The sequence below is a fragment of the Leclercia sp. W17 genome (assembly GCF_003336325.1).
In the GTDB taxonomy this organism is placed as follows: domain Bacteria; phylum Pseudomonadota; class Gammaproteobacteria; order Enterobacterales; family Enterobacteriaceae; genus Enterobacter.
In genome coordinates, this window is record NZ_CP031101.1 from 1,350,468 (window position 1) to 1,362,067 (window position 11,600).

Below are 11,600 nucleotides of genomic sequence, written 5' to 3' on the forward strand. Positions count from 1 at the left end.
CATGTCTCTTTATAAACAGCTACTGATTGGCATCTGTTTATTTACGCTCGTCATTTTCTGCGGCAACTTTTTCGTTACCCTGGAAAGCTCACGGGAGCAGTACCGCAATCAGCTTAGCGCCCACGCGCAGGACGCGGCGACGGCACTGGGCGTGTCGCTGACCACCCATATCGACGATCCGACCATGACCGAACTGATGGTGAACTCCATCTTCGACAGCGGCTATTTCTATCGCATTCGCGTGGTCGACATTAAAACCAATAAACCGATTATCGAGCGCAGCGACGTACCGCAGAGCACCCGTGTACCGCAGTGGTTTGTGCGGCTGGTGAACCTCAGCCCCGGCGAAGGGGATGCCATTGTGATGCGGGGCTGGACGCAGGTCGCCCGGGTCGAAGTGGTCAGCCATCCGATGTTCGCCCTGGCCCGCCTGTGGAACAGTATCGTCGCCAGCTTTTTGTGGCTGATCGGCTGTAGCCTGCTGTTTGTGCTGGCGGCTACCCTGATGTTGAGCCGCATTCTGCGTCCGCTTAACTATATTGCCGGGCAGGCGATGGCCATCTGCCGCCGCGAGTTTCTCAACATACAGGCGCTGCCGAAAACGCCTGAGCTGCGCCGGGTGGTGGACGCCACCAACTTGATGGTGACCCAGCTCAAGGTGTTATTCAGCGAGCAGGCCCGGCGTACCGAAGCGCTGCGTCAGGAGGCCTATCACGACAGCCTGACCGGTCTGAGCAACCGCCGGGCGTTTGATATGCAGCTCCAGTCACGCCTGAGTGATGAAGAGAACGCCGCTGGCCATATGATGCTGCTGCGGGTGCAGGATCTGATGGGGCTTAACCAGCGTCTGGGTGGGGCGAAATCCGATCAATTGCTGGTGGCCGTGGCGGATATCCTGAGCGGTCTGCAGCGCAACTATTTCCACAACGAGGGTTTTTTAGCCCGCGTACGCGGCGGGGAGTTTGCCATTATCGCCCCGCAGCTCCTGGGCCAGGAGCTTGATAATCTGCGCAACACCCTCAGCACCCAGCTGAAGGCGCTGTCTGAGATGGGCATGAGCGACGTAACGCCGGTGGCGCATTTTGCCATGGTGCCCTTTAACCCAGGCGATACGCCCCAGGCAGTACTGGCCCAGGCGGACCAGGCGCTGGCGAGAGCCGAAACCGAAATGCGCATCTTTGCAACGCCCGATACCGCATCGGCCACCGAGAGCGAAGACGATCATCACAGCTGGTACACCCGTCTGGACGCGGTGCTGACGAGCGGCGCCTTCGCGCTCTTCTCGCAGCCGGTCTACGCCTGCAACAACGCGCGTGAGGTGCTGCATCATAAGATCCTCGCGCGGATTAAAACCCCGGAGGGCGAGCTGGTGCCTGCGGGGCGCTTTATGCCGTGGATCCACCGGCTCAATCTCAGCCGCCGCATGGACATTGTGATGCTCCAGCAGACCCTAAGTGAGCTGGCAAAATCACCGCGTCCGCTGGCGCTAAGCATCAGCGGGGCCAGCGTCGCGGATGACCAGAGCCTGAATGCTCTGCTGCAGCCGCTGAAAAGCGCGCCGCAGCTGGCAACGTGGCTGACGTTTGAGCTGGATGAGAATGAGCTGCCCGATGTCGAGCGGGTGAACGTTCTGGTCAGCCGCCTGAAGGCGTTGGGGTGTCGTCTGGGGATCCAGCACTTTGGCGGACGCTTCCACCTTATCGGCAATTTGCCGCAATGGGGCCTGGCCTGGATTAAGGTTGATGGCAGTTATATTCGCGATATAGACAGCGAGGACGATAAAAAACTGTTTATTGAGGCTATTTACTGGGCCGCCCGTCAGATAAATCTTCCTTTAATTGCCGAGCGAGTGGAAACGGCAGGTGAACTGGCGATCCTCGAAAAAATGGGGCTGTATGGCGCAATGGGGCGCTATTTTGCTGATGCCAGTACGCTGGGTGGAAATTAACCTCACAGGTTATACAGAGGCTGAATATGTATTACGTAGAACGCGATACGGAAAGACGAATAATTCGGGTGGAATTGACACCTTTTTCCGCAATGACAGAACAGCACGATCTCTGTACGCCCGAGATTGACGAGTGGCTGCGCCAGCGTGAGATCCGCGAAGCCACGCTGTATCAGCTGCGGCAAAGCGACCTTGAGATGGTGCGTGTGCTTGAGGATCTGATCGAGGTTCTGATGAGTAAAGGGGTTATCACCATTACTGACCTGCCGCCTGCCGCACAGGCCAAACTCACCAGCCGTGCGCAGGCGCGTCGCTCGCTAAGTGGTCTGGAAGGGTTAATCGCGGATGAGGACGAGGGGCTTATTTAGCCTCTTTTGCGTACCGGGATTCATCAACAGTTAATAGGGGGATATTTCCCTGGCTCCCTATTTTGATAGTACAGATCTTTTTAGTTTCCTGTTTATTCATGGCATCTATTAATATAGCGCCCTGATCCGTATCTGCATCAATAAATCTGGTGCATAAAGGCGTATTGTAGTCATAGTTGCACAGCATATTACTAATACAGATTAAATACTCTTTTAGCATTCTAAGCCTGAGAAATGGATGAATTGGGCAAGAAAAAGATTGAGGGAGACAATATATGAGTGGCGTATCCGGGATTGTCAAAGCAGTAATCGGGCAGGTATTTGCCGTCAGCCCTGACGGCAGTAAGCGTTTGCTGACCGAAGGCGACCGCGTTCTCGAAGGAGAACAAGTCCAGACGGGAGCGGCTGGCGCAATTACCTTATCTTTGCCGGATGGCAAACAACTGGATCTGGGGCGTGACAGTCAGTGGGACAGCTCAGGGCACATAGTGGCAGAGGCCACAGCGACCCAGCAGCAGGACGTGGCAGCCATCCAGCAGGCTATTGCCGACGGGCAGGACCCGACGCAAACCCTGGAAGCGACAGCAGCTGGTCCGCAATCCGGTAATTCTGGCGGCGAGCCAGGCGGTAGCGGCGGCGGGTCACATACCCACGTCGTGCTCGATCTTACCGGCGAAATTGTTGATCCTACTGCGGGTTACCCAACGATCGGTCTGGATTTCCCCGATGAGGAGCCCCCGGAAGAATTAACGCTGCTCGATATTGATGATTCAGATGCGGATGCGGATGCAGATGCGGACGCCGATGCGGATTCTGATGCGGATGCCGATTCTGACGCTGACGCGGATTCTGATGCTGACGCGGATGCGGATGCAGATGCTGACGCTGATGCAGATGCGGACGCCGATGCGGATTCTGATGCGGATGCCGATTCTGACGCTGACGCGGATTCTGATGCTGACGCGGATGCGGATGCAGATGCTGACGCTGATGCTGATGCGGACGCCGATTCTGATGCGGATGCAGACGCAGACGCAGATTCTGATGCAGATGCGGATTCGGATGCAGACGCGGATGCCGATGCGGATTCTGATGCCGATGCTGATGCGGATTCTGATTCCGATGCCGATGCGGACGCCGATGCCGATGCCGATGCGGATGCCGATGCGGATGCGGATGCCGACGCAGATGCTGATGCTGATGCTGATGCTGATGCCGATGCCGATGCCGATGCCGATGCGGACGCTGATGCCGACGCGGATGCCGATGCTGATGCCGATGCGGATGCCGATGCTGATGCAGACGCCAATGCGGATTCTGACGCTGATGCGGATTCTGACGCTGATGCGGATGCCGATGCGGACGCTGATGCCGATGCCGATGCCGATGCCGATGCCGATGCGGATGCGGATGCGGATGCGGATGCCGACGCAGATGCTGATGCTGATGCTGATGCGGATGCCGATGCGGACGCTGATGCCGATGCGGACGCTGACGCCGATGCTGATGCGGATTCTGATTCCGATGCTGATGCGGATTCTGACTCCGACGCGGACGCCGATGCCGATGCGGACGCTGATGCGGACTCTGACGCCGACGCAGATGCGGATTCTGACGCAGATGCCGATTCTGATGCAGATGCGGACGCAGATGCGGATTCCGATTCTGATGCCGACGCTGATGCGGATGCGGATGCAGATTCCGACGCTGATGCGGATGCCGATGCCGACGCTGACGCAGATGCGGACGCAGATGCGGATTCCGATTCTGATGCCGACGCGGATGCGGATGCCGATTCTGATGCCGATGCAGATGCTGATGCGGACGCGGATGCAGATTCGGACGCTGACGCCGATGCTGATGCGGATTCTGACTCCGACGCGGACGCAGATGCGGATTCCGATTCTGATGCCGACGCGGATGCGGATGCAGATTCCGATGCCGATGCCGATGCCGACGCGGATGCCGATGCCGATGCCGACGCGGATGCCGATGCAGATGCAGACGCCGATGCGGATTCTGACGCCGATGCCGATGCGGACGCTGATGCGGATGCGGATTCTGACGCTGATGCGGATGCGGACGCCGATGCCGATGCTGATGCGGATGCTGATGCTGATGCCGACGCCGATGCGGACGCTGATTCTGATTCCGATGCAGACGCTGATGCCGATGCGGATTCTGACGCGGATGCGGATGCAGATTCCGATGCAGATGCCGATGCAGATTCTGATGCAGATGCAGATGCAGATGCAGATGCAGATGCAGATGCAGATGCGGATGCTGATGCAGATGCAGATGCGGATGCTGATCTTGACCCGCCATCTCCGGACAGCTTTTGTATCTTAAGTTAACGATGTCCGCTGCCGCCGATATTCCCTCGGGGAGTGATATCCCAGCGCGCTGTGCGGGTGGTTTTCATTGTAATGTGTGAACGCTGCTGCAAGGTTTCGCAGGGCTGTTCTCACATCTGGTTTTGGCATGAACGCGATATAGTCTTCCTTCATCGTCTTCACGAACCGTTCGGCCATGCCATTGCTCTGCGGGCTGCTCACCGCTGTTGTACACGGCTCCAGATTCAGCTCTCTGGCGAACCTCCGCGTTTCATGCGCGGTATATGCTGAACCGTTATCCGTCAGCCATTGAACCGGTGTGGTCGGCAGCCCGTCGCCGAAGCGCTTTTCCACCGACCTCAGCATCACATCCTGCACCGTCGAACTGTCGTAGCCTCCTGTGCTCGCTGCCCAGTCTATGGCTTCTCTGTCGCAGCAGTCCAGCGCGAACGTGACCCGCAGCTTCTCACCGTTGTCGCAGCCGAACTCGAAGCCATCTGAACACCAGCGCATATCGCTTTCTGCCACCGCGATTTTGCCCTTATGTTCACGCTTCGACCGCTCTGGTTTGTCATGCAGTAACAGCAGATTATGCTCGCTCATAAGCCGGTAAAGCCGTTTGGCGTTCACGGGGGCAGTCCCTCTGTACGACGTTGCGTACGCAGGATGCCCCACACACGGCGATAGCCGTAACTGGGCATATCGCTGATGATATCGAGGATCTCTGACAGTATTTCAGCGTCTGCTTCGTCATCACGCCGGTTACAGCGCCTGTCCTGCCAGTCGGCAGAACGGTTAATTCGCAGTGACAGCTGCGCACGCGACACGCCCATGGTGCGGCTGACCAGGGCTATTCCCCGTCCTTTGGCAACAAGGGCGCGTGCGCTATCCATTTTCGCGACTAAGCGTACTCCACGGCTTCTTTCAGGATCTCAACTTCCATCGTCTTCTTACCCAGCAGGCGCTGAAGCTCCCGGACCTGCTTCAGAGCAGCAGTAAGCTCAGAAGCTGGAACAACTTCTTCTCCGGCCGCAACGGCGGTGAGGCTGCCTTCCTGATATTGCTTCTTCCACTTAAACAGCAGGCTGGGCTGGATGCCATGCAGGCGGGCGACATGGGAGACATTCATGCCCGGCTCCATCGTCTGCTGGATAATGGCGATCTTCTCCTGAGGAGTTTTACGTTTACGGACTTCTTGCCCTAACAGGATCCCGGTCATCTCAAAATTGGCGTTAGTGTTAGACATATATTCAAGCCTATCTCTTATCTGGAGATACAGCTACTGTCTGGAGTTTCAGGGGGCTACATCACTTATTTACTTTTGTCGAAAATAGCATCAGTGTATAGTCAGACCAAGTTTTGACTTAGGCAAAAAATTTGTAGCAATAGTCACTACTTCTCTGGTTTCCAACTATTGCAGTTAGCAGCATATATTGAATTACATCCGTCCAGACACCTAGACGGATGCTATTGCTTTTCGAGACTGCCTTTCAACCTATCAGCTTGTAATAATTCCTTCCTTGCCTAAATTACTAGTAAAATCACCATACCACTGCATCATCTCCCGCCTCGCCTCCAGATATTGAGCATTGTCATACGTTCCACGAATTGAGTTCTTATCGACGTGATCCAGTTGTAGCTCGATGCAAACCGATTTAAATCCCTGCTCATGCAAAATGATACTCATCCTGTGACGGAATCCATCCCCCTAACACGCCTTACGTAGCATATGTGTTCACTATCACATTGAAAATGTTGAGTACTGTCATGAGATGAGCGGCGTCGAATCAAAACCTCATTCAATTCCAATGAAAACTGACACCCATGATACAAAAACACCATGAATTCATTGACATAAATTGCTACCCGCTGAGATCATATAGCAAACCGCTCCTGAATGAGGAATGAGCAATGGCAGTGAGTATCGCGGAATATTTAGGCCAAAGAACAGACGTGGAACAACAGATTGTTCCCGTTTCAAAGGGCACGCTGGCGCAATGCCCTTTTATGGACCGTACCTGTGACAAAGTAAGTAAAAATAATCATCCAGTCTGCTCCGTCCGCAAACCAGACAGCACTATTTGGATCGTCTGTGAACATAGACTTTGTTCTACCCGCCAAAAAAAGACGATCATCTCAGGTGAGCGTACACAACTTGTCGACAATGTCTTGGTTGAACATCAAAGAGACATTCTAAGGAAAGTAGCAAAACTGATCTATCAGGATCCTGAACTGCAAGACTCAGAGATTGGCGTAAAAAGAGAAGTCAATATTCCTTTACCAGATTCAGATAATAGCTACCACGCAGACTACGTAATGAGAAACTTTTCCGGTAGAGGAAGAGTTGATGAAGTCCTCCTCGAAATGCAAGGTGGCGGAGAAACGAGCAGCACAGGTGCCATTACTCGCCATATTGCCGCTTGGGCTGATCTCGAAATCCCAACAAATGAAATTCTAAGAAGGCCAGTGGCAGCAAATACTATCGAAACCAACGCATGGAGACGACAACAAGAACAATTTCTTGTGAAAGGGAATGTTGTTGATCAAACTGGTGGGAAAATCGTTTTTGCTGTAGGTAGCTTACTCTATGACTATTTACATAGACGTTTTAGGAATGCCAATCTCAGGGATCTAAAAGCCCATAACTGGACATTATGCATTTTAGCTTTCAAGGAAGATACATCGGATGAACCACGACCTGGCCCGATTCCGTTGATCATTGATGATTCAAAGACATTATTTACTAACTATTCAACATTTGTAAGATTTCTAACAGATCAGGGCGCACCGCGCCCTGAACTATTCGAAGGATCATTTTTACGTTTAGATAATAGTACTGTTACGATAATGCCTCGTTAAGCATCTGCTGATCTACAAGGACAATTCTTTTTCCTATCCATTCAACAATAGGGACCGCGACAGCGTTCCCTACTGCTCTGAATCGATTAGAGTCCAGTTCTCTGGAAATCCCTGCAGACGCTCGTACTCGGAAGGCAGCATCCGGCGCACATACAGCATCTGAACTTCCTCTTGAGTCAAGAGTGTAGGTTTCTCCGTCGTTCCGGTATCCTTTTGCTTGAGGTCCTGCGGTTGCTTTTCGTCCGATACTTGCATGCTGGATAGAATAGATATCTGCTTTTGATAGGCCTGTATCAGAGGCTCCGGAAGCATTTGCCCTCTCTCCTTGGCCCTGTTTATCAACGATTCTAGTTGCTCCGGGTTCAAAAAGGACTCGAGCGGAGCGCATGTCTCCAAGACTTGCGACAATGTACACTCTTCTTCTACGCTGGGGTGTTCCAAAGTATTTTGCATCCAATACTCTCCACGAAACGCCATACCCGAGTTCGACCAACGTATCGATGACAACTTTGAAGTCTTGTCCATTGTGGCTGTTGAGCAGTCCGGGAACATTTTCAATAACAAGCCATTCAGGTTTTCTTTCTTCGATGAGTTTTGCATATGTATAAAATAAGCCGCTTCGGGCTCCCTCTAAACCTTTCCGTTTTCCTTGGTTAGCTGACGACACATCCTGGCAAGGAAAACCACCACACCAAACACTGCTTTCAGGGATCTCATCAGCATTCAGTTGTGTAATATCAGTATGTAATGGTACATTTGGCCAATTCTTTCTAAGTACTTTCTGGCAAAACTTATTGATTTCGCATTGGAAAACAACTTCCATCCCCGCTTTCTCAAGACCAAGATCGAATCCACCAATCCCTGCGAAAAACGAGGATACCTTGTACTGCTTCAGTGGTTTCTTTTTCATATCGACTTTTTCATCACTTTTTGATCCGAAGATCCTAACGGAAACCAGTCGCGATGGCCACCTTTTTTTCTAACTAAGGCCACTTCCTTGGTATCCAAGCATTGATTAAGAAACAAAATAACTGTGATTATATACAGTGTATTTTAAATTCCAACAAGAGTGTGCTTCTTTGCGATAAGTCTTCCAATTTGGCTACGCTTTCGCATAGTCAAACGGGCTAATCCCTTTCTCGCGATTTGCATCCAGAAAATCCGCCCACCACTGCAGCATCAATCGTCTCTCATCCAAATGTTCAGCCTTATGAATGTATGCCGCTCGAACAGAGTTACGTTCCATATGACTCATCTGTCGCTCTACCGCATCCCTCGACCACAACCCCGATTCAATCAACGAGCTACATGCCATAGTCCTGAAACCATGACCACAAACATCGACCTTTGTGTCATAACCCATAACACGCAGCGCCTTGTTCACAGTGTTTTCACTCATCGGTTTACGCGGATTATGATCGCCAATGAAAACAAAATCGCGCTCGCCACTAAGCTTGTGAACCTGTTTAAGGATTGCCAATGCCTGACGAGACAGAGGCACTAAGTGAGGTGTTCGCATTTTAGAACCACGTTGCGAATGCTTAACACCTTCTATAGCTTCTCGTTCCGCCGGGATTGTCCACATTGCCCTTTCAAAATCGATCTCGGACCAACGGGCAAAGCGCAACTCACTGGAACGAATAAAGATTAATAACGTTAACTCAACAGCCAGACGGGTTAAAGGCCGTCCGGTGTAGTTATCAATTCGGTGGAGTAGTTCAGGTAAGCGTTTCAGTTCAAGTGCTGGTCGATGGACACGATTACTGGAAGCAACTGCCCCAGCCATCTCCTGAGCAGGATTGTAATCGATCAAACCGCTTTGCACTGCATAACGCATAATTGCATTGGTACGCTGCTGAAGACGCGAAGCCACTTCAAGACGCCCTGTAGCCTCAACTACTTTGATAGGCACAAGGAGATCGCGCGTACTAAAACTATCAATACTTCGCTTCCCAATCGCTGGGAACAAATTATCTTCCAGGCTCTTCAGCACCCGCCGACTATGTTCTTCTGTCCATTTTTTATTTGCTGCGTGCCACTCTCTAGCAACTGACTCAAAGGTAATAGCTTCTTTCGTCTGTTCTTCTTTCACAGCACGTTTGTGTTCGCGAGGATCGATTCCAGCAGCAACGAGCCTCCTAGCCTCTTCTCTTTTTTGACGGGCATCAGCCAGTGAAGTTTCAGGGTAAACACCAAAAGCCATCAGATGCTGCTTCCCACCAAAGCGAAAGCGGAACCGCCAGTACTTTGAGCCATTGGGATGAATAAGCAAAAACATGCCATCCCCATCGACAAGGGTGTACTCCTTTTCCTGCGGTTTTGCGGAACGCACTTTGATATCTGTCAGAGCCATAAAAGTTCTCCTTCCATGCGCCACTGTGAGTATACAACCATTATCGAACCAGCATATATACTCGGTTCTATACTCACAAGCGACTTGATGTGGGTTGACTCAGATTGACTTCTGTTGAAAGGGAAATCGCGGAAAGCCTTGCGGATACTGGATTTCAGGCACAAAAAAAGACGTCCGTTGACGTCTATTGATGTTCCGATGGTGCCGAAGGCCGAACTCGAATCGGCTCTTCATTAACTAACTCTGGCAACGTTTCCATCCAATCGCAATCCATCCAAATAGTCCCCATACCACTGCATCATCTCTTTCCTCCCTTCAAGATACTGCGCATGGTTATAGGTCCCGCGAATCGCGTTCTTGTCCACATGCGCGAGCTGGGTCTCAATCCAAGCAGTGTTGAATCCTTCCTCATGCAAGATTGTGCTCATGGTGTGACGAAAACCATGTCCGGTTGCTCTCTTATCGTAACCAATCCTTTTAATAACCATATTGATGCTGGCTTCGCTCATTGGTTTATTAACATCGTTTCGACCTGCAAAGATAAACTGGTAAGTACCGGTCAATTGCTTTAGTTGCCGAAGTGCTGCTAAGGATTGAGCAGAAAGGGGCACTATGTGGGGTCGCCTCATCTTCATTCTACTTTTCGGTATTTCCCAGATATGGTTTTCGAAGTCGATTTCACTCCATTCTGCCATACGTAATTCGACGGTTCGTAAGCCCGTAAGCATGAGTAGTCGGGTCGCCAGAAGCGTTACTAGACTGCCGGTGTATTGTGAAAGCTTTTGTAAAAACTCGGGTAGCTCAGCAGCAGTAAGAAAGGGATAATGTTGTTTCTCGTACCCCTGTAAAGCACTACCAAGATCAGCCGCAGGGTTGTACTCGGCTCGGCCAGTAACAATAGCGTAACGGAACACTTCGCTACAACGTTGGCGCACTTTACTGGCAAGCTCCGGCGCACCTCGCTTTTCCATACGCTGCAATACAGACAGAAGCTCCAGTGGCTTTATCTCATTAACCGGCTGCGATCCAACAAAGGGAAATACATTGTTTTTGAAGGCCCGGTTAACATAGTCAGCGTAGTTTTTTGACCAGCCAGAAACTTTTGCGTTGTACCACTCAACCGCTATCGCTTCAAAAGTATTCGTAACCGATAGTTTTTGGGCAAGTAGTTCGGCTTTTTTAACTTCACCGGGATCTTTATCATTTGCCAATGTTTTTCTCGCTTCATCGCGCTTAGTGCGGGCTTCCGCAAGTGAGATGTCAGGATAGGTTCCGAACGAGAGTTTTTTCTCTTTACCGGCAAATCGATACTTCATTCGCCAGTACTTTGAACCGTTAGTATTGACCATGAGATAGAGCCCTCCGCCATCAGCGAGTTTATAGGCTTTATCTCTGGGCTTTGCAGTCTCGACCTGACGAGCATTCAGTGGCATTTGGGGGCCTCATTTTCCGTTGAACAGGATAAGCCCCCACTTAGGCCCCCAAACGTTTATTGATTCACGTAGATATGGGTAGACTTCAGTTGACGTCGCATAGCCTGAGAAGAGGGGTTATGGCTGATTATAAAAGGTTTTTATTGAATTCGGTAGACATCAGGAGAGTTATATCTGGTGTCCCCTGCAGGAATCGAACCTGCAACTAGCCCTTAGGAGGGGCTCGTTATATCCATTTAACTAAGGGGACAAAGCGGCACGAGTATAACGTCATTTATACAATGCGTTAAGCGCGTGACCGCCTGA

At 51.4% G+C, this 11,600-nt stretch carries 7 protein-coding genes, 1 tRNA gene and 3 pseudogenes; 5 read left to right on the forward strand and 6 right to left on the reverse strand.

Annotated elements, in window-relative coordinates; all coding sequences use genetic code 11:
- The first annotated feature begins 1 nt into the window (after position 1).
- From lapD to DVA44_RS06665, 4 genes and pseudogenes are all read left to right on the forward strand, one after another.
- Positions 2 to 1,948 (forward strand): cyclic di-GMP receptor LapD, encoded by a 1,947-nt coding sequence (gene lapD / locus DVA44_RS06650; RefSeq protein WP_114386023.1) that lies wholly within the window; start codon positions 2 to 4, stop codon positions 1,946 to 1,948.
- Positions 1,949 to 2,016: 68 nt separating this feature from the next.
- Positions 2,017 to 2,316 carry a tryptophan synthase subunit beta gene (locus DVA44_RS06655; protein WP_313141854.1) on the forward strand — a complete coding sequence of 100 codons (300 nt, stop codon included), beginning with the start codon at positions 2,017 to 2,019 and terminating at the stop codon, positions 2,314 to 2,316.
- Between the two features lie 275 nt (positions 2,317 to 2,591).
- Positions 2,592 to 2,966 (forward strand): annotated as a pseudogene (locus DVA44_RS26205) (retention module-containing protein); the annotation flags it as partial.
- A gap of 115 nt (positions 2,967 to 3,081) precedes the next feature.
- Positions 3,082 to 4,665 (forward strand): hypothetical protein, encoded by a 1,584-nt coding sequence (locus tag DVA44_RS06665; protein WP_246843602.1) that lies wholly within the window; start codon positions 3,082 to 3,084, stop codon positions 4,663 to 4,665.
- Here the strand turns inward: DVA44_RS06665 and DVA44_RS06670 are convergent.
- Positions 4,662 to 5,868 (reverse strand): annotated as a pseudogene (locus tag DVA44_RS06670) (IS3 family transposase). The gene DVA44_RS06665 and the pseudogene DVA44_RS06670 overlap by 4 nt on opposite strands.
- Positions 5,869 to 6,147: 279 nt before the next feature.
- Positions 6,148 to 6,357 (reverse strand): annotated as a pseudogene (locus DVA44_RS25930) (integrase); the annotation flags it as partial.
- 203 nt (positions 6,358 to 6,560) lie between these two features.
- On the opposite strand from DVA44_RS25930, the gene DVA44_RS06680 reads away from it, so the two are divergent.
- Positions 6,561 to 7,508, forward strand: coding sequence for a hypothetical protein (locus DVA44_RS06680; protein WP_032181584.1), 948 nt, complete (start codon positions 6,561 to 6,563; stop codon positions 7,506 to 7,508).
- Here DVA44_RS06680 and DVA44_RS06685 read toward each other — a convergent pair.
- The 4 genes from DVA44_RS06685 to DVA44_RS06700 all read right to left on the reverse strand — a co-directional run bounded on the left by DVA44_RS06685 (position 7,489) and on the right by DVA44_RS06700 (position 11,544).
- A complete protein-coding gene (locus DVA44_RS06685) occupies positions 7,489 to 8,418 on the reverse strand; it encodes a DNA cytosine methyltransferase (RefSeq protein ID WP_032170444.1) in 930 nt (309 codons plus the stop codon). The genes DVA44_RS06680 and DVA44_RS06685 overlap by 20 nt on opposite strands.
- Positions 8,419 to 8,610: 192 nt before the next feature.
- Positions 8,611 to 9,861 carry an integrase arm-type DNA-binding domain-containing protein gene (locus DVA44_RS06690; RefSeq protein ID WP_032294613.1) on the reverse strand — a complete coding sequence of 417 codons (1,251 nt, stop codon included), beginning with the start codon at positions 9,859 to 9,861 and terminating at the stop codon, positions 8,611 to 8,613.
- Positions 9,862 to 10,094: 233 nt separating this feature from the next.
- Positions 10,095 to 11,294, reverse strand: a complete 1,200-nt coding sequence (locus tag DVA44_RS06695) for a tyrosine-type recombinase/integrase (protein ID WP_007851503.1) — start codon at positions 11,292 to 11,294, stop codon at positions 10,095 to 10,097.
- 175 nt (positions 11,295 to 11,469) lie between these two features.
- Positions 11,470 to 11,544, reverse strand: a tRNA-Arg gene (locus DVA44_RS06700).
- Positions 11,545 to 11,600 lie beyond the last annotated feature (56 nt).

Bases quoted from the DNA above. Each gene is read 5' to 3' on its own strand.
- lapD (WP_114386023.1), top strand. From the start codon at position 2: ATGTCTCTTTATAAACAGCTACTGATTGGCATCTGTTTATTTACGCTC.
- DVA44_RS06680 (WP_032181584.1), top strand. From the start codon at position 6,561: ATGGCAGTGAGTATCGCGGAATATTTAGGCCAAAGAACAGACGTGGAA.
- DVA44_RS06690 (WP_032294613.1), bottom strand. From the start codon at position 9,861: ATGGCTCTGACAGATATCAAAGTGCGTTCCGCAAAACCGCAGGAAAAG.
- DVA44_RS06685 (WP_032170444.1), bottom strand. From the start codon at position 8,418: ATGAAAAAGAAACCACTGAAGCAGTACAAGGTATCCTCGTTTTTCGCA.
- DVA44_RS06695 (WP_007851503.1), bottom strand. From the start codon at position 11,294: ATGCCACTGAATGCTCGTCAGGTCGAGACTGCAAAGCCCAGAGATAAA.
- DVA44_RS06665 (WP_246843602.1), top strand. From the start codon at position 3,082: ATGATTCAGATGCGGATGCGGATGCAGATGCGGACGCCGATGCGGATT.